This window comes from Paenibacillus sp. FSL W8-0919 (assembly GCF_038003785.1).
GTDB classification, from domain to species: Bacteria; Bacillota; Bacilli; order Paenibacillales; family Paenibacillaceae; genus Paenibacillus_AQ; species Paenibacillus_AQ lactis.
This window is the reverse complement of sequence record NZ_JBBOPV010000001.1, coordinates 2200241-2217500: the sequence shown is the minus strand read 5'-3', so window position 1 is coordinate 2217500 and position 17260 is coordinate 2200241. Positions and strand designations below refer to the sequence as shown.

The following is a 17260-nucleotide window of genomic DNA, read 5'->3' as shown; positions in this document are numbered from 1 at the left end:
ATTCATTTGTCTATCCATCATTACATTACATTCCGGGTGAATCACTTGTTGAACAAAATAAAATCACATCACGTTCCGGGTGACGCTTATTAAAGAAACAAAAAAAGAAGGACTCTCGTCCTTCTTCAGCACTCCGAATAATATCGGATGGTAGAGAAGCCGTTATGCCGGGACTCCTTGCACACAGGCGCTTCCTTAACCAAGGATCGATACACCAGGTTGCGCAGTACGATCTGGAGCTCTGCAGCCACCGGGGCAAGCTCCGGATGGAGGATCAGCTCCTGAATCGTCCACGGCGTGCGGCGACTGCGCATCACGCGCAGAAGCAATGCCGCACACTTCTCCAGCTTTGAGACCATCGAGAACTCATAGGCTAGAAGCGCAAGCTCTAACCGCTGATCAAGCGTTTCCGTGCTGACCGTAAGCTCTTCGTACAATTTCCGTACCGGTGTATTGAGTCCCGTCATTTGCTCCCATACCGCAATTTCCGGATGAATGCCCCGTTCGATCAGTTCCAGCTCGGCCCAGCAATGAAGCCCGTCCAGAAGCGTATGATATGCATCCAAAATCCGGTCCTGCTTGATCAGCAACTTGATGTCCACATATTTCTGCAAAAAATGAGCAAACCCAATAAACAGCTTTCGCTCCCGAATCGGCTCGGCGAATCTTAAGAAATCACGTCGAAGCTTGGCGAGGCGATCCTCATGATCACTAATGATATCCCCTTCGAGAAAACACCGAATCAATACTTTATGCTCCCCTTCAAGAAGCTCATGCTCCAATGCATCCATGCCGATGCTGATCACCTGGCACCGATCACCGTTCACTACAGAATGCTGGTTGGGAGGCTCGTCAGGTATTCCATCATAGACGACAACGAGATTCATCTCAAAATCATGAACAGGCGAGCCAAGTACTGCATCGTTCTTATTACGGTATGCGATCGCTCCAATAGCTCCTTCATCTACCGTATTTCCATAATATAAAGAAAAGTTGGCTAATTCCACGGTTCCCCTCCATACATTCCTTGGCGAACTTCAGCCATTTCAGTTATAATGTAATTCTACATGTCCATGTCAGTTCCTTCTTTTAGGAGATAAGAAAAAAGGGACACCGGATTGCTTCACTTAGCAAGAATGCAACCCATTATTTAGATGCTGTAATCAAACTATGCTCGTTTTATTCATGGAACAGTCCATTAAACATTTTAAGAACAGGAGATTATGAAGCCATGATCTTTAAGAACGCAAAAATCAACGCTTTCCGCACATGGGGCCTGCTGCTGACCATGCTGGGCATGGGACTCATGGTCCTAGGAACGGCCGGTATCGTCTTCTGGGGCCAAGCCGGCAAAGTATTTGCAGGAGTCGGGTTAGTATTCGGTCTCATTATGATGATGGGCAGTCTGGCCATTTACTTCTGGGCCGGGATGCTCTCCACGAGCGCTGTTCAAATCCAGTGTCCGGAGTGCGACAAGCTGACCAAGATGCTGGGTAAAACCGACCGCTGCATGTTCTGCCACACCATCTTGACACTGGATCCGAACCAGGCCAACATCACCGCAGAGGAACTGGAGTCACAGAAGAGCACGACCTAGCAGACCGCTCAAGATCGGCCTATCCAAGGATTGGCCGCCAGCCCTTTTATAAACCTCATAAACAGACAAAAAACCGGTTACCCTAATGGATAACCGGTTTTATTTATTTTCTCAATAGTTAACACAAGGATTGCCGTAAATCTAATCATGGATCGTGTTTAGCGTTTTCCATGCCTCAGGGACTGCGAAGCTTCGATTCCATGCCGCAATGCCGCCAAGTTCCAGCTTTTTAGCCAATTGAACGCGGGCTTTAAGGGATACGCCATCCTCCATCCATATTCGGTTCGTGGCGCCGCCTTCTTTAAACTGTACGTAGTTTTGTCCCGTCGCTGAATCAAGGGTTCCCGAAAGCTTTCGCTCCTTAAGCAGAGTCTGCATTGTTTCCATCCCAATGGCTTTGGACGAGACTTTGACTTCTCCTCCATCGCTCTTTTCTGTCCATACCCTTGTATATAGCGGCACGCCTAATACCAGCTTGGATGGCGGTACTCCATCCTCTTCGATAATGCGTCTAACCGACTGCTCCGCCCATGGAAGCGAGGCGACCGATCCGGCTCGAGGACTGGATGCCCAGTGTTCGTCGTAAGCCATTACCATCATGTAATCGACCGCTTCCCCAAGCCGTTTTCGATCCAGAAACAGGGACCACATCTCGCTGTTGGACTTCGGCGTCACATCGATGGAGAGGATCAAGCCCCGATCCTTTGCGAACGGTCTCAGCTCACGCACGAATTGCACGACCTTATCTTTGTCCTTGGTATGAACATTCTCAAAATCGATATTAATTCCGTCAAGCTTATACTGCTTGGCATAGGAAAGTGTTTGCCCGATTGTGCGGGATCTCCGTTCATACGTCGACAGCGCTTCGGTCGTAAGCTCAGGGTCGAAGCTGTTGTCCAGCAGACCCCACACCTCCATGTTCCGTTTATGCGCCCAGTTAACATACGGCAACGAAGCCTTGGATTTGACGCTGCCTTCCGCATCGGAAATGCTGAACCAAGTAGGGCTGACCACATTCACGCCAGGCATCGGCTCAATATGATCAGGGCTTGGATTTCTCGTATACACGGCCTCCCACGCCAAATTAACGGATTTATTCCTCCACTCGCGCTCCGCTCGGGACGGCGTTTGGGCGATAACCGGAATTTCCTTCAGATCCCTCTTCGCAACCCGCTCCACCGGAACATATCCGGTATATCCGTTATCCGTTTGTACAAAATACCATCCTGCTTCCTCACGCCATATGCGCAGACGCTGCCCAGCTGAAAGATCGAGCACGATCGGCGATTTTTTCCCCATGCCCTCTCTCATCGCAACCGTTCCGTCAGGCTTGGCCGGCGCGACCTCAGCGAGCTGAATCGAATCGCCGGCCCGCATCAGGATAACCGCGCCGTCGGCCCCATCCTCATGTACCGCTATGCCGTAATGCTCTTTAAGCGACTTCATCGGAACATACACGATGCCGTCAACGAGCTCGGGTGCAACCGGATAAGTTAGCGGCTTGCCGTTCAGCTCGCCCTCCCGGGATCCAATCTTCATCCGCAGCACCGATTCCGTGGTCGTTATAATAATGGACTTCGAATCCGGCTCATAACGGATATTACTGTCGACCGCCTCTTGGATCACCGGCAGCGGCAGCTTCAGATCCGCCTTTGTCCCCCGGGCAGAATGCTCCATAAGCTCTCCTTGAACGAAGATCGGCTTGTCCATTCCTAGCCAGTCCGGAACGATATGCTTCGAATTCGACGCCAAATCATTCATGATCCACCAGATCCCCGCAGCAATCAGTATGACACCTATATAAAAGGAGCCTCTCTTGGCACGACGCTTTCTTCGATATCTTCTCCTTGCCAATACCTCTCCTCCTTATCCCCGCCGTTTCCCCAGCTATTCATGTTCTGGGTACGCCTACAAATGGCTTCAAAAAAATAAGAACGTGTGGAATCGTGGATTCCGCGCGTTCTTCTTACTTAACCGATGTTTATTTGCAGGACTTGCAGAGCCCGTACAGCTCCATCCGAAGCCCCTTTACTTCAAACCCGGTACACTTCTCAGCCTGCACTTCCACATCTTTAAGGGACGGGTAGCTGAAATCTTCAATTTTTCCGCATTTCTCGCAAATAATATGATGGTGATCCGATACATTCGCATCGAAACGACTGGAATTATCGCCGTAAGTCAATTCGCGCACCATACCGGCTTCAATAAACATTTTCAAATTATTATATACAGTAGCTACGCTCATACTTGGAAAATTCGGCTCCAGAGCCCGATAAATATCATCCGCAGTCGGATGGCCCATGGATTCCACCAAATATGTTAAAATCGCATGACGTTGCGGCGTAATACGGACACCGGTCGTTTTAAGTTGTTCCAGCGCATGCTGCACGGAAGTTGCCATGGTTGCCCACCGCCTTCAAGTTGAACTAGGATTATCCGCAGCCTAAGCCGCTCTTATCCTTTATTGTACGGCGGCTGTTGGATTTTTGTCAATGCGGCAGAGGCGCCATGCCCCTGTTGTTGATGCTCTCGGAGCTTTCCGGGTAGCTTCGGTAGATGTTCAGATCGCTGTTGCCCTCAATCTTGATCGAATGCTCGCCAGCGCCGGATTCCCCGGAAATCGTCTTCTGCTCGATGAACAGATTAGGCAGCGTGGTTAAAATACGGCCGTAGCTGATCGTCCCCTCCAGCTTGTAATCCCCTTCAAGCGGAATGTGGAGCTTCATTTCTCCCACCGCACTGTAGATGTTCCAATCGCCGCCGACTTTCGTTGAGCGGATCGTCACGCTGCCGTTCAACGACTCTGCGCTCAGATCGGCCGGAACGTCGCTAACCAGAATATGGCCGTTTCTGGTCTGAACACGAATATGGTTTAATGCCCGCTTAACCGTCATGTTGCCGACTTGTGAGCTGAGATCCGTTTCGCCTGCAATGTCGACAGCGGTCATGCTCCCCCGGTTCGTTGACAGCTTGACATCGCCGATAATCCCCCGGGCCATAACCTCCCCGTTAAGCGTCTTCCCCGTCACGTTTCCGTAGATGCCGGCAAGCGAGATAGGACCGTTGCCGGTTTCGAGCGAGATTTTATCGATCGCCTGCACGTCTCTAAGCGAGATCGCGCCGTTCATCGTCCGTACTTCCATATTGAACCGTCTGTCATCCGGCAGCGTTATATTAAGATTGATACGGGGCTGCCTTTTGCCCGATTCCCCGTATGATTTTCCTTTCGAGCGAATCGTGACGGTGCTTCCCTCCGTGGCTTCAACGATGCTTTGCTCAGCGATGGCTGCGGCCATGCTCGGCTCCTCCTGATCGACCCAAATCTCCGCCTCAACGATAATATCATCCACATTCCGCCGCACGATGGAAATGTCGCCGTTCAGATGATCAATCACGATCTTCTCCGTGCTGAGCTCAGCCGGGATTTCCAGTACAGGCTTGTCAAAGCGATTGTCCGCCGCTTCGCTGTAGTCGACGCCGGCCGCTGTCAAATTCAAGCTGACGCGGTTCCATAAATGCAGAAAATGCTCCTGCTGGGAGATTACGAATACGGACGCCGTTAGAAAGACGGCAAGGCCGACGCCGCGGAGATCGGGGCGAAACCGGAATTCCTTCCGGCGTCCCAGAACGACTGACAACGAATAACGCACCAAGTATTCCATCCCGAGCAGCACGAACAGCATCGGCCACCACCACTGGAGCAAGAACACATAGTCTGTCCCTTTCCACTCGTCCATCAGCAATAATACCCCGGTGCTGATCAGTAATACCGCCGCTGTATAGCGCCCTACTCTAACTCTAGGCTTCATCCGTCTCCTCCCTTCGCCGCTTATGCTATATCTTTAATTGCTTGTCTTCCTGGGAAGAAGCGTCCCGTCCGCGAAAGCTGTGTGTGCTTTTTCGATGCCGAGTCGCTTCCCGAACCGCAACCCATATCCCGGCGGCAATCAGCACCACTGCAGTAGCTTCCGTGCCATAATCGCGAATAACGGCTTGAAGCCACGGCGGTTTGTTATGGAATAAGATGAGCAAGGCTCCGCAGCCGACCAGCGTAATGCCAAAGGCAGCTCCCCGCTCGCCGCGAAATGGATTTCCTCTTCGCTTTCCGTCAATAACCGAGGCTCCGCCGCCCTCGCTCCTTCTCTTATGGGAAATGATCACCTCGGCTGATTGCAGCGCATCATACACATTATAGAAATAGCCGACCGGGATCAGCAGGCCAAGCACGACGAGTAAAGGAACATTAATCTGCATACCGATCGAGGAAAAATACAATAATGCGGAGATATCCAGCAGCAGGAGCATGATGAATGTTATTCCCCGGCGGTACATGCCAAGGTAAATATGACCCATGCCCGGGATGAGCGCAGCCAATAAAAGGGCGATGCGCTTCCGCTGCCTGCCCCGCATGCCCCGATACCGTTTCACACGAATTTTGCGCGGCTTGTTCCCGCGAGCGGCTCTTCGTTCCGGTGCTGTACGCATAACCTTCCCTCCTTCCGGCATACCGTGTTTGCGTAGATCGCGGCGTTCGCTGTTTTCTTTGATAGTACCCTAACCAAAGCGTGAAGTAACTGGCAAAAAACTGGATAGAGCCCTTCCAGGGCCTTATGCAGGGCCAGGAGTTTCCCCTAAAAAAAAACGGCAGCTGCCTTTGATCAGCAGCTGCCATTTTTCAGTAACGTTATCCTTCATCATGTATCATTCCGCCGTCACCATGCAGACTTGCCCAATGGTCCGTATGCGCCGCGTAATTTCAACCGGCTCGAATCTCCGGTCGGTTAAAACCTGCAGGGAAATCTCCAGCATCGGAAGCGCAGGCTGTAATTCACCGTAAGGAACCGTACTGCGTTCATTCACGACCAATTTTTTGATAACGAAGCCCTGCTCCTCAAGAATCCCGGATACCTCATCCAGGACACCGGGCGTGTTTGCAGCATGCACGGTAATCAGATGGAGCTTGCTTCCCCGTATATAACGCTGCTCCAGCTTATTGAAGACCACCAGATTTAACAGGATCAACAGCGTCGACACGATTGCCGCAAAATAAAAACCCGCCCCCACGGCAAGCCCGATGGCGCCCACGACCCAAACCGAGGCTGCCGTCGTCAAGCCGGTGATCGATTTGCCCGTGAACAGGATGGTGCCCGCTCCAAGAAATCCGATGCCGGTAATGACGGCGGTAGCCAGACGCGCAGGGTCGATCCGCACATTGACTTCGGCAACAAAATCCGCAAAGCCGTAGATGGATAGCAGCATAATTAACGCAGAGCCGAGACATACCAGAATATGCGTACGCAAACCGGCGGCATGGTTCGAGCGCTCCCTTTCAAACCCGATCAGGCCTCCAAGCAGCATGGAGAGCAGCAGACGAAGCAGTATCGTCACATTGTCGATCACCCATGGATTATTCAAAATGCAGTGCCCTCCTCATGATGATTGCGTTGAAGTTTAAACTTGTTTTTTCTACGGGTGAACCCTGAGATGTAACTCGGTCAGCTCCACACCCGGAGCGACCTCAAAGGCATGATCCCTCACAAAACCGAACTTCTCGTACAGGGCGACGGCCGGCGTATTCCGCGTTCCCGTCGAAACGATAAATAAAGGAACTTCCCCGTAGCTGTCCAGGACGTGCCGGACCAGCGAGCCGGCGATCCCTTTCCGGAAATGGCCGGGATGCACCATCATTCGGGAGATCGTTACCTGATGCGGCTCCGGTTCAACCGCGATGGCGCCAATCAATTCTCCATCATCATCTATATACCCATAGAAGGTTTCCCCGCATTCACGCAGCGTCTCAAATGTATCGAGCAGGGGCGGAATTTCAGAGAAGCCGATCAATTCGGCCTCGAGCGGATAGGCCATATGCTGCAGACTCCATATTTGCTGTACCGTGTCCCGGTCTTCAAGAGATAAACGGGTAATCATTGAGGTAAGCTCCTTCTTCGCATATTTTAAAAAGGAACTTGCCCCTGTCAGAGGGACAAGCTCCTTTCATATCGGATAGATCCCTGCTGGTATAGGTTGATGCCAAGATCGCCTTGATCAGCCGTTTAGCACTTCTACCAGCAGTTTATTCACGAGCGCAGGATTTGCTTTTCCTTTGCTCTCTTTCATCACTTGACCAACCAGGAAGCCGATAGCCTTCTGCTTGCCGGCCTTATAATCCTCCACGGATTGCGGGTTATTCGCAACCACCTGCTCCACAATGCTCTTGATCGCGCCTTCGTCGCTGATTTGGACAAGTCCCTTTTCCTCAACGATTTGAGCAGGGAGCTTGCCGCTTTCCAGCATCTCCTTAAAGACCGTTTTGGCAATCTTGCTGCTGATCGTGCCTTTCTCGATCAAGCCGATCATTTCACCGAGGCCTTGTCCGGTAATCTCGACCTGGGAAAGCTCCAGATTGTTCGCGTTCAAATACCCCAGCAAATCGCCCATGATCCAGTTGGACACCGACTTGGCATCCTTCGTATAGTTCAGGCTGTCCTCGAAAAAGTCCGCGAGCGGCTTGGAAGCCGTAATGACGGCCGCATCATAATCCGGGAGACCATACTCCGAAGTATATCGTGCTTTCCGCGCATCCGGCAGCTCCGGAATCGTCGCGCGGACCGCTTCCTTCCACTCCTCGCTGATATGCACCGATACCAGGTCCGGATCCGGGAAGTAGCGGTAATCATGCGCCTGCTCCTTGCCGCGCATCGAGAACGTTTTGCCCTGCGCCTCATCCCAGCGGCGGGTCTCCTGAACGATCACACCGCCTTCATCGAGCACCTCAGCCTGACGGAACTGCTCATATTCAAGACCCCGCTGCACGCCGCGGAAGGAGTTCATGTTCTTCAGCTCGGCCTTCGTTCCGAACTCCTTCTGTCCCCAAGGACGGAGACTGATGTTGGCGTCGCAGCGAAGCGAGCCCTCTTCCATCTTCACGTCGGAAACTTCACAGTACTGCATGATCGCACGCAGCTTTTCCAAATAGGCCTTCGCCTCCTCGGGCGAGGAAATTTCCGGCTCGGATACGATCTCGACCAGCGGTGTTCCTACCCGGTTAAAGTCAACGAGCGATGCGTAGCCTCCATCAACGTGCGTCAGCTTGCCCGCATCTTCCTCCAAATGGAGACGGGTAATCCCGATCCGTTTCGTCTTCCCGTCTACCTCGATATCAATCCATCCATTCAGTCCGATCGGCTGGTCATATTGCGAAATCTGGTAGGCTTTCGGCGAGTCCGGATAGAAATAGTTTTTCCGGTCGAACTTGCTGACGTCGCTGATCGTGCAGTTCAGTGCCATTGCAGCTTTCATCGCATATTCGACGGCCTGGCGGTTCAGCACCGGCAGTACGCCGGGATGACCGAGGCAGATCGGGCATGTATGGGTATTCGGCGGAGCCCCGAACGCCGTGGAGCATCCGCAGAAAATTTTCGAATTCGTGTGCAGCTCGACATGGACTTCCAGTCCGATGACCGTTTCATATTTTGATGTAGACATTCTCTCGTTTTCCCTCCTTCTTCCACGCGTCTTACAGCTCAGGGCGGCGCTTGTGATGGTCCGTATTCTGCTCGAAGGCGTGCGCCACGCGCAGAACCGTCGACTCGTCGAACGCCTTGCCGATGATCTGCATGCCAACCGGCAATCCGTCCGCAAATCCGCATGGCACGCTCACGGCCGGTACACCGGCCAAGCTGACCGGAATCGTCAAAATATCGTTCAAGTACATCGTCAGCGGATCATCGACTTGGGTACCCAGCTTGAATGCCGTCGTTGGCGCGGTTGGTCCAATCACCACGTCATACTGCTCAAATACCTTGTCGAAGTCCTGCTTGATCAGCGTCCGCGCTTTTTGCGCCTTCAAATAGTAAGCATCGTAATAACCGGAGCTGAGCGCATATGTTCCCAGCATGATCCGGCGCTTTACCTCATCCCCGAAGCCTTGGCTGCGGGATTCATGGTACAGATCGATAAGGCTGCCCGAGTTATCGGCGCGAACGCCGTAACGTACGCCGTCAAAACGGGCCAGGTTCGAAGAAGCTTCCGAGGAAGCCAGCAAGTAATACGTCGCTACCGCATATTCCGTGTGCGGAAGGGAAACTTCTTCCCATACGGCGCCGAGACTCTCGAGCACCTTCAACGTATTCATGACCGTTTCCTTCACTTCGGCATCGACGCCTTCGCCCAGATACTCCTTCGGCACGGCAATACGCAGTCCCGAGATGTCGCCGGTCAACGCGCTCAAATAATCCGGCACGTCCACTTTGGCGGAAGTCGAATCCATCGGATCATATCCGGCGATCGCCTGCAGGACGTACGCGGAATCCTCGACATTTTTCGTAATCGGTCCGATCTGGTCGAGCGAGGATGCGAATGCAACCAAGCCGAAACGGGATACGAGTCCATACGTCGGCTTCAGTCCGACCACGCCGCAATAGGAAGCGGGTTGGCGGATCGATCCGCCGGTGTCGGAGCCGAGCGTGAAGTAAGCTTCGCCCGCAGCTACAGCCGCAGCGGAACCGCCGCTTGAGCCGCCCGGAACCCGCTCTAGATCCCACGGATTGCGAACCGGATAAAAGCTGGAGTTCTCGTTCGAGCCCCCCATCGCGAATTCATCCATGTTCAGCTTGCCGATCGTCACGATATCCGCCTGACGCAGCTTGCCGACAACCGTCGCATCATACACCGGATTGAAATTGGACAGGAACTGACTTGCACAGGTTGTCCGCAGTCCCTCCGTTACAATGTTATCCTTGATGCCGGCAGGAAGGCCAAACAGTAAACCGCGGCTCTCGCCGGAGGCCAGCTTGCTGTCCAAGGCCTTGGCCGCCGAACGCGCTCCCTCTTCATCCAACGTAATAAAAGCCTTCACACGGTCCTCACGCTCACCGATGCTTGTGAAGGCTTGGTCCACCAAATCGGATACGGAAAGCTCCTTATCATGAAGCTTGTTATGTATTTCCGACAATTTCAAATCAAACAGGCTCAAGTATGTCTCCTCCCTTCGGGCTATTCCAGTACAGCTGGTACTTTGAATTGATCGTCTTCTTCATCCGGCGCATTCAGCAGCACCTTCTCAATCGGCAGGCTCTCGCGAACCTCGTCTTCCCTCATGACATTGCTTAGATGAAGAACGTGCGTGGTTGGCTCTACGCCGTCTGTATCCAGTTCATTTAACTTCTCGGCATATTGTAAAATCGCGTTCAGTTGGCCGGTAAACATCTCTTCTTCTTCCGGCGTCAAGTTCAGACGGGCCAGCTTGGCAACATGCTGAACATCTTTGACCGTAATGCTCATGGCTTGGACTTCCTCCTTCGTGCCCCTGATGATGAAAGGGGTAAAGTCTGTCTCGATAACTTTTCTCATTATATTGTAGAAGCATGCAAGATTCAATCGAAACGGAAAGCTCGGGTCCCCACCGTTTTTTTCCGGGATGAATCATTCGCGAGGCTTGTCCAGGACGAATCCGTGCGAACTTAGGATGACTAGGAGCACTGAACGATGGATAACGGGGCTAATTTCTCTTTCGTTATCAGGCAGCAGATCGCCAGAGGCCTTATACTTTCTGATATCAAACAAAAAAGAGCCGGCTAAAGCCGACTCTTCTAAATCCAGGCACGAAGATTCACTTGCTTGATGAAATCGGCCTGGGACATCGTTTCTTTCGATTCTTCCTCTTCTTCAACAGCTTGCAGTTCGCCGTTCATCACCTGATGGAACAGCTTCTCGTTATATGTCGACAGGGCGAAATCGATGAGCGCTTCCCGCTCGATCCGCTCGGCTTCCTGTTTCAACACGACAGATTCCAGCTCGACATCGCTTGCCGGAACGAAAAAATTACGGTTGAGGTTCGGAATCCGAATAACGTAATCAAACGCATTGTCCGGATTTCGGTCATAGGCGATCAAATATCCGTATTGACCGATTGGAAGATTCTGCTCAAAGGCGTCCGCGACGATTGTAATCTTTTCCCCTAAACGAAGCATCGTCTACCTCCTGAGTTGTCTATCCTTATCTCCATAGTCTACTAGAAAAAGCTAGAGATGTCCATGCTCAATAAGGAAATCTAACCGAACTCCGGCGAAACTAGGCTTGCGGCAACAACGGCCGACGCTTCAGCAGCAGAGTCGCCGCTACCGTTGACAGGGCCATCAAGCACACGGCCGACACTGCAGGTGCCCACGCTGATGGATCTCCGCCTGTAAGCCATTCCGTAGCGATTGCGCTCAAACGGCCAGGGCTCCATTGAAGATGCGAAGGGAGCAAGGAAGCGAGCATCGTCAGCGCGGCCGCCGAGCCCAAAGCGATGAATGCCGCAGCTGGACCGCGAAGCACCGCCCCGAGCGGGAGCACCAGGGTTACGATCCAAGCCAGCCAAGCGATGTAGAATGCACCCGCCCCGAGCATCGGGCCCCATTCCAGCGTACCGATCAGCTGAGAAGTATAATAAGCCGATCCTGCATACCCCAGGACGAACGAAAGAATCAGCAGAGACATCATCGCCGCCCACTTGGCGATCATCATGGGCAGCACGGATGACATCCGGGGCAGCACGAGCTCCGCCGTTCCGTTTGAGCGCTCCCCTGCCACCGTATTCATGGCGGACAGCACAAGTACCAGCAGACCAATCGTGCTGAACTGGCTCAAAGTAGAGGCCAGGATTTCCTCAGGCGGCGGTACCGTAATCAATGCAGCCGCTTCCGGCGGAATATCGCCGGACATCATCAGGATGTCGGGCAAGTAATACATCATGACCGGCTGCATGACGCCCAGGAGCAGGAATACCGCAGGTACCCATATCCATTTATATGACCGTGCGGCTTCCAACATTTCTTTTTTAAAATGAATCCAAAACATGCTCATGCCCCTACCACCTTCATAAACATATCCTCCAATGAGGAAGCCCCTGCTTCGATGCGCTGAAACCGGATTCCGACATCGGCCATTTCCCGCACCAATGCCGCCCTTGCTTCATCCATATCTTGAACGACCAGCCTTGCAGCTCGATTGCGAATTTCGGCCTCTTCGATAAAATGTCTCCCCGGTAAACTTCTTAGCCAATCAGCTTCCCGCTCCCCAGGCTCAACCTCCAGCAGCAGGAGCGGTTGACGGTATTTCGCCCGCAGTTCGGACAATTCGCCTTGTTCGGCAATTCGTCCGTCGACCATCAGCACCATGTGATCGCAGACCTCCTCTGCGTCATGAAGCACATGCGTCGAGAACAGGATCGTCACCTCGCCACGAAGCCGGTCCAGCAGATCCATCACTTCACGTCGCCCGATTGGATCAAGCGCGGATACCGGCTCGTCCAGCAAAATCATTTCCGGCTCGTGCACTAGCGCCTGGGCGATGCCTAGCCGCTGTTTCATTCCTCCGGAATACCCTGATATCCGGCGATTGGCGGCCTCTTGCAGGCCGACCATTTCAAGCACCTCAAGGCTCCGCAGCTTGGCTTGTTTGCCGGGCAAGCCCGACAGCTTGGCGCTGAAGATCAAATATTCCAGGCCGGACATCCAACCGTAAAATTTCGGGTACTGGGGAAGGTATCCGATCCGCTTTTGCCATCGCTGGTTATCCGCACCGGTTTCCCCAGAATTCCCGTATCGGATCTCTCCTTGAGATGGTGATAAAAGGCCTGCCAGCATGCGCATGGTCGTGGTTTTGCCGGCTCCGTTGGGTCCGAGCAGTGCGGTGCAGCTGCCCCGCTCCAGGTTGAATGAAATGCCTTTGACAGGAGTCAAGCTCCCCATATGTTTGGTCAAGTTGTGAATGCGAAGCACAGGTTCCATCATGAAGCCCTTCTCCCTCCGATGAAGTAAGCGACGCTGCCGAGGATGTTCCCAAGCAGGATAATCAGCACCCACATCCATTTCGGTCCTCGAATTTGTTCCGTTTCCGCCTTGGTTAAAGACACCAGGGCCGTTACTGCCAGCACAGCCTGCAGCGCAATAATCGGCCAGATTAATCCCCAATTGATCTCCATTTTGATCACCCTTCATGTTTAATAGAAACCGGTCCCCTCATTTCCCGTTTTGTTGTCTCCGAACAACCAGCAAAACATAAAGGAGCAGCGGCAGCGGAAACGTGGTAGAGCCCCATATCCCCCAGAACCAAGCCCATTTCCCGAGCCCGCGCTTGCGCGCGTCAACGAACAGGGAGGTTCCCTGAGTCAGAACCAGCACGACAATCAGTACAATCAACCATAACGGGACCGTGCTTACATCATTCATGGGATCCCTTCTTTCCTGCGGATCTTAGTTTCCTGGAGCTTGCGAGAATCGCGATGCCTGCCAGCATGCTGGCTCCATGGATCAAGATCAGCACCATCGGAGCGGCCATCGCTGCCATACAAACGATGCTTACGATGAGCAAGGCTGTCAGCATAAAGAGCACAAGCTCGTATTTCATCCGGCGCCGCTTCCGCCGAAGGGTATGCGCCGCTAGCAGCTGAAATTCCTCCAAGGAGGGCGACGGTCCCTCGTCAAACACCCGCTCCAGGCGCTCGAGGTCCCTACTTAAGCCCTCCAGCAAAACCTCGTCCTCCCTATCAGGCTTGTTCGCCATCCTTCTTCAACTCCTTCCGCAATTGCTTAATGCCATAAGCGGTTCTAGATTTAACCGTACCTTCCGGTATGCCGAGCATACCGCCGATCTCTTCGTAACTGTAGCCGTAATAATGCTTCAGCAGAATCGCGATCCGATGCTCTTCGGACAACCCGGCAAGGCCATCCAATAAATCGGTCCACTCCTCCCCCTGCCGCTCCATCTGCCAGCGAAGCCGTCTGACCGACCGCTGGTGCTCTTCCTCGAGCCACCTCTTCTCCCGCTTCCGCTTTCGGGTGCGGTCGATATAGAGCCTGGTGGCAATCGTAATCATCCATGAAGAGAAGGACGAGGTCCCGTTATATCGCTGCAAATTCTCCATGCACCGAATCACGGTGTCCTGAGCGGTATCCTCTGCCACGTTCTGATCCATCGTGATCTTCAGCAGGTATTTATATAAAAAGCTGTAATGGTGCTTAAAAAGCTGCCCCATTGCATTCGTATCGCCTTGCTGCGCTTTTCGTATCCAATCCTCTTCTTCAAGGATCATTGCGAAACCATCACCTTCTTTCTCTTCCATCGTAATACGATCTGCTCTATGGAATCGTTCAAATCGATTTATATTTTCTTTTATCGGTATAACACGCAAGGGCAACTAATAGGATGCGTGCATGAACTCCGATAGGGCAAAGCTAAGGGTTCCGATAGGGCAAAGCCAAGGGCGCTAGGGCCTCAATGGCCCTAGCGTAAGAGCAGCAGGCTATGTGCAGGGGCAGTAAACCGCGTGCTGGGGCGCCGATTGCGCTCCTCAAGTACTTAAAAGGAACTTGTTCCGGCAATGGAGGACGGTTTGTGCTCCACAAGTACTTAAAAGGGACTTGTTCCGGCAATGGAGGACGGTTTGCGCTCCACAAGTACTTAAAAGGGACTTGTTCCGGCAATGGAGGACGGTTTACGCTCCACAAGTACTTAAAAGGGACTTGTTCCGGTAATGGAGGACGGTTTGCGCTCCACAAGTACCTAAAAGGGACTTGTTCCGGCATTGGAGGGCCGTTTGCGCTCCTCAAGTACTTAAAAGGAACTTGTTCCGGCATTGGAGGGCCGTTTGCGCTCCTCAAGTACTTAAAAGGAACTTGTTCTGACAATGGAGGGCCCTTTGCGCTTCTCAAGTACCTAAAAGGGACTTGCTCTGGCAATGGAGGACGGTTTGTGCTCCACAAGTACTTAAAAGGGACTTGTTCCGGCATTGGAGGGCCGTTTGCGCTCCTCAAGTACTTAAAAGGAACTTGTTCTGACAATGGAGGGCCCTTTGCGCTTCTCAAGTACCTAAAAGGGACTTGCTCTGGCAATGGAGGACGGTTTGTGCTCCACAAGTACTTAAAAGGGACTTGTTCCGGCATTGGAGGACGGTTTGCGCTCCACAAGTACTTAAAAGGGACTTGTTCCGGCATTGGAGGACGGTTTGCGCTCCACAAGTACCTAAAAGGAACTTGTTCTGGCAATGGAGGACGGTTTGCGCTCCACAAGTACCTAAAAGGGACTTGTTCCGGCATTGGAGGGCCGTTTGCGCTCCACAAGTACCTAAATCCGGCATTTGAGGGCCGTTTGCGCTCCTCAAGTACTTAAAAGGAACTTGTTCTGGCAATGGAGGGCCCTTTGCGCTTCTCAAGTACCTAAAAGGGACTTGTTCCGGACAAAGTAGGTAGTTTGCTCTCCAGGACAGCTTGAACAACAAAGCTGCTGCAAATAAAAGAGCCCCTCATTTAGAACGCATGTTGAACACCGCGCCCTAAATAAGGAGCTTCAAGGTATACCTGTATGACAACAAATATGACTTCCATCGACGCCATCATAAAAAGGTGCCCTCGACTCATTTCCCTAAATCAACCCTTAACCATGTATTGTTCTACATTATTAGATTCTACAATACAGATTAATTCTATAATACAAACTGATTCTGCATTACTGAATGATCTGCGTTACTCGCCCTGCCCTGACTGTTCTACGTTATCCGTCCTACCCTGATTGGGCTACCTTATCCGCTCTGATTGACCTACAATATTCACCTTGCCCTGATTGATCTACGTTATCCGCTCTGCCTCCATGCAAGCCTACCTACTCATGGTACCTTCTATACTGCAGACGCTGATGCCATGGCTGCCGGACGAGCATTTCCCCCTTTACCAGCCGACTCCACACGATTGATGATATCTCCGGTTGCGCTCGCAGATGATGGTCTCTCGACATGCTTTCCTTGCTTCCGGCTACATATCCGTCCAAAAGCGACAACTCATCTTTTCTCACAGCGACTCCCCCTAATAACATCCAACCCCAACATAAAACCGCGCATAAAGGCCCATAAAATAAAAGAACGCAAACCGGGACGGATTCCACAGTCTGCGTGCTTCGCAATGGGTAACATTTAATTAACCGTATTGTATCAATCTTGTCTTCGTTTGTCTAGACAAATTTCTCGTTTTTTGTCGTAATTATGTTAGCTTCTGGCCGGCACGTACGGATTATGCTGTTTCTCATATCCGATTTTGGTCCGGGGTCCGTGTCCGGGATATACGACAACCTCGTCGGAAAAGGAATACAGCGTATTTTGGATGGAATGGATTAAATCCCGTTCCCGCCCGCCAGGGAGATCGGTACGTCCAACCCCCATCCGGAACAGAACGTCCCCTGAGAAGAGATCATTTCCACACAGAAAGCTGACGCTTCCCGGCGAATGGCCCGGCGTATGGTACACCTTGAAGGTTTCGCCGATCAGCTGCAGCTCTAGCCCATCTGCCAGATCATATTCAGCAGGATCGGTGGACAGCGGCGGACAAACCTCCGGCCATCTCGTCGATCCGTTCAGCTTCGGATTGGTCAGCCATTCGCTCTCCATAGTGTGCAGATAAACCGGGCATCCCTTCAGCTTGCGAATCTCCTCTACGCCGCCCATATGATCAAAATGCGCGTGCGTCAGCAGGATCGCTTCAATCTCCAAATCCGCGATCCGCTTCACAAGCGGAGCCGGATTCATGCCCGGATCAATGATGATCGCTTTGCCTTCCTCGCTGCCTGTCAGCAAATACGCATTGGTTTCCAGAGGGCCCAAGCTAAAGGTTTCAATATGAAGCGCCATCG

Annotated in this window: 20 protein-coding genes; 1 reads left to right on the top strand and 19 read right to left on the bottom strand. The window is 52.4% G+C overall.

What is annotated here, in order from left to right; all coding sequences use genetic code 11:
• Positions 1-125 precede the first annotated feature (125 nt).
• Complete coding sequence (locus tag NST44_RS09665; RefSeq protein WP_028406928.1) at positions 126-1007, bottom strand: nucleotidyltransferase-like protein; 882 nt, start codon at positions 1005-1007, stop codon at positions 126-128.
• Positions 1008-1231: 224 nt separating this feature from the next.
• On the opposite strand from NST44_RS09665, the gene NST44_RS09660 reads away from it, so the two are divergent.
• Positions 1232-1597, top strand: coding sequence for a DUF2614 family zinc ribbon-containing protein (locus tag NST44_RS09660; protein ID WP_028406927.1), 366 nt, complete (start codon positions 1232-1234; stop codon positions 1595-1597).
• Between the two features lie 141 nt (positions 1598-1738).
• Here NST44_RS09660 and NST44_RS09655 read toward each other — a convergent pair whose 3' ends face one another.
• From NST44_RS09655 to NST44_RS09570, 18 genes are all read right to left on the bottom strand, one after another.
• Positions 1739-3451 carry a glycosyl hydrolase family 18 protein gene (locus NST44_RS09655; RefSeq protein ID WP_213617268.1) on the bottom strand — a complete coding sequence of 571 codons (1713 nt, stop codon included), beginning with the start codon at positions 3449-3451 and terminating at the stop codon, positions 1739-1741.
• A 127-nt stretch (positions 3452-3578) separates the two neighbouring features.
• Positions 3579-3998: a peroxide-responsive transcriptional repressor PerR gene (perR, locus tag NST44_RS09650; RefSeq protein WP_007131640.1), complete on the bottom strand. Its 420-nt coding sequence runs from the start codon at positions 3996-3998 to the stop codon at positions 3579-3581.
• 88 nt (positions 3999-4086) lie between these two features.
• A complete protein-coding gene (locus NST44_RS09645; RefSeq protein ID WP_007131641.1) occupies positions 4087-5406 on the bottom strand; it encodes a DUF4097 family beta strand repeat-containing protein in 1320 nt (439 codons plus the stop codon).
• Positions 5407-5431: 25 nt separating this feature from the next.
• A complete protein-coding gene (locus tag NST44_RS09640) occupies positions 5432-6082 on the bottom strand; it encodes a hypothetical protein (protein WP_213617266.1) in 651 nt (216 codons plus the stop codon).
• Positions 6083-6298: 216 nt separating this feature from the next.
• Positions 6299-7012 (bottom strand): MgtC/SapB family protein, encoded by a 714-nt coding sequence (locus NST44_RS09635; protein WP_007131643.1) that lies wholly within the window; start codon positions 7010-7012, stop codon positions 6299-6301.
• Positions 7013-7063: 51 nt separating this feature from the next.
• Positions 7064-7525 (bottom strand): GNAT family N-acetyltransferase, encoded by a 462-nt coding sequence (locus NST44_RS09630; RefSeq protein ID WP_213617264.1) that lies wholly within the window; start codon positions 7523-7525, stop codon positions 7064-7066.
• A 117-nt stretch (positions 7526-7642) separates the two neighbouring features.
• Positions 7643-9082 carry an Asp-tRNA(Asn)/Glu-tRNA(Gln) amidotransferase subunit GatB gene (gene gatB / locus NST44_RS09625; RefSeq protein WP_213617262.1) on the bottom strand — a complete coding sequence of 480 codons (1440 nt, stop codon included), beginning with the start codon at positions 9080-9082 and terminating at the stop codon, positions 7643-7645.
• A gap of 31 nt (positions 9083-9113) precedes the next feature.
• On the bottom strand, positions 9114-10571 hold the full coding sequence (gene gatA, locus NST44_RS09620; protein ID WP_213617260.1) for an Asp-tRNA(Asn)/Glu-tRNA(Gln) amidotransferase subunit GatA: 1458 nt from the start codon (positions 10569-10571) through the stop codon (positions 9114-9116).
• A gap of 20 nt (positions 10572-10591) precedes the next feature.
• Positions 10592-10879, bottom strand: a complete 288-nt coding sequence (gatC, locus tag NST44_RS09615; RefSeq protein ID WP_007131647.1) for an Asp-tRNA(Asn)/Glu-tRNA(Gln) amidotransferase subunit GatC — start codon at positions 10877-10879, stop codon at positions 10592-10594.
• Between the two features lie 308 nt (positions 10880-11187).
• Positions 11188-11568 (bottom strand): hypothetical protein, encoded by a 381-nt coding sequence (locus NST44_RS09610; RefSeq protein WP_007131648.1) that lies wholly within the window; start codon positions 11566-11568, stop codon positions 11188-11190.
• 100 nt (positions 11569-11668) lie between these two features.
• A complete protein-coding gene (locus NST44_RS09605; protein WP_213617258.1) occupies positions 11669-12445 on the bottom strand; it encodes an ABC transporter permease in 777 nt (258 codons plus the stop codon).
• The gene (locus NST44_RS09600) at positions 12442-13374 is read right to left on the bottom strand and encodes an ABC transporter ATP-binding protein (RefSeq protein ID WP_213617256.1); all 933 of its coding nucleotides are present in this window, start codon (positions 13372-13374) and stop codon (positions 12442-12444) included. The genes NST44_RS09605 and NST44_RS09600 overlap by 4 nt, the downstream gene beginning before the upstream one ends.
• Positions 13371-13565: a PLDc N-terminal domain-containing protein gene (locus tag NST44_RS09595; protein ID WP_007131651.1), complete on the bottom strand. Its 195-nt coding sequence runs from the start codon at positions 13563-13565 to the stop codon at positions 13371-13373. Before NST44_RS09595 ends, NST44_RS09600 begins: the two co-directional genes overlap by 4 nt.
• A 37-nt stretch (positions 13566-13602) precedes the next feature.
• Positions 13603-13812, bottom strand: a complete 210-nt coding sequence (locus NST44_RS09590; RefSeq protein ID WP_213617254.1) for a hypothetical protein — start codon at positions 13810-13812, stop codon at positions 13603-13605.
• The gene (locus NST44_RS09585) at positions 13805-14146 is read right to left on the bottom strand and encodes a YxlC family protein (protein WP_213617252.1); all 342 of its coding nucleotides are present in this window, start codon (positions 14144-14146) and stop codon (positions 13805-13807) included. Before NST44_RS09585 ends, NST44_RS09590 begins: the two co-directional genes overlap by 8 nt.
• Positions 14130-14675 carry an RNA polymerase sigma factor SigY gene (gene sigY / locus NST44_RS09580; protein WP_040739906.1) on the bottom strand — a complete coding sequence of 182 codons (546 nt, stop codon included), beginning with the start codon at positions 14673-14675 and terminating at the stop codon, positions 14130-14132. Before sigY ends, NST44_RS09585 begins: the two co-directional genes overlap by 17 nt.
• Positions 14676-16240: 1565 nt before the next feature.
• The gene (locus NST44_RS09575; protein ID WP_028407080.1) at positions 16241-16429 is read right to left on the bottom strand and encodes a hypothetical protein; all 189 of its coding nucleotides are present in this window, start codon (positions 16427-16429) and stop codon (positions 16241-16243) included.
• Between the two features lie 190 nt (positions 16430-16619).
• Entirely contained in the window at positions 16620-17258 is a 639-nt protein-coding gene (locus tag NST44_RS09570; protein WP_144878984.1) for an MBL fold metallo-hydrolase, read from the bottom strand.
• Positions 17259-17260 lie beyond the last annotated feature (2 nt).

What these genes read in the sequence shown, in the direction of transcription:
- gatB (WP_213617262.1), bottom strand. Translation starts at nt 9,082, where the DNA reads ATGTCTACATCAAAATATGAAACGGTCATCGGACTGGAAGTCCATGTC.
- gatC (WP_007131647.1), bottom strand. Translation starts at nt 10,879, where the DNA reads ATGAGCATTACGGTCAAAGATGTTCAGCATGTTGCCAAGCTGGCCCGT.
- NST44_RS09600 (WP_213617256.1), bottom strand. Translation starts at nt 13,374, where the DNA reads ATGATGGAACCTGTGCTTCGCATTCACAACTTGACCAAACATATGGGG.
- NST44_RS09570 (WP_144878984.1), bottom strand. Translation starts at nt 17,258, where the DNA reads ATGGCGCTTCATATTGAAACCTTTAGCTTGGGCCCTCTGGAAACCAAT.
- perR (WP_007131640.1), bottom strand. Translation starts at nt 3,998, where the DNA reads ATGGCAACTTCCGTGCAGCATGCGCTGGAACAACTTAAAACGACCGGT.
- sigY (WP_040739906.1), bottom strand. Translation starts at nt 14,675, where the DNA reads ATGATCCTTGAAGAAGAGGATTGGATACGAAAAGCGCAGCAAGGCGAT.
- NST44_RS09640 (WP_213617266.1), bottom strand. Translation starts at nt 6,082, where the DNA reads ATGCGTACAGCACCGGAACGAAGAGCCGCTCGCGGGAACAAGCCGCGC.
- NST44_RS09610 (WP_007131648.1), bottom strand. Translation starts at nt 11,568, where the DNA reads ATGCTTCGTTTAGGGGAAAAGATTACAATCGTCGCGGACGCCTTTGAG.
- NST44_RS09660 (WP_028406927.1), top strand. Translation starts at nt 1,232, where the DNA reads ATGATCTTTAAGAACGCAAAAATCAACGCTTTCCGCACATGGGGCCTG.
- NST44_RS09590 (WP_213617254.1), bottom strand. Translation starts at nt 13,812, where the DNA reads ATGAATGATGTAAGCACGGTCCCGTTATGGTTGATTGTACTGATTGTC.
- NST44_RS09605 (WP_213617258.1), bottom strand. Translation starts at nt 12,445, where the DNA reads ATGAGCATGTTTTGGATTCATTTTAAAAAAGAAATGTTGGAAGCCGCA.
- NST44_RS09630 (WP_213617264.1), bottom strand. Translation starts at nt 7,525, where the DNA reads ATGATTACCCGTTTATCTCTTGAAGACCGGGACACGGTACAGCAAATA.
- NST44_RS09645 (WP_007131641.1), bottom strand. Translation starts at nt 5,406, where the DNA reads ATGAAGCCTAGAGTTAGAGTAGGGCGCTATACAGCGGCGGTATTACTG.
- NST44_RS09595 (WP_007131651.1), bottom strand. Translation starts at nt 13,565, where the DNA reads ATGGAGATCAATTGGGGATTAATCTGGCCGATTATTGCGCTGCAGGCT.
- NST44_RS09585 (WP_213617252.1), bottom strand. Translation starts at nt 14,146, where the DNA reads ATGGCGAACAAGCCTGATAGGGAGGACGAGGTTTTGCTGGAGGGCTTA.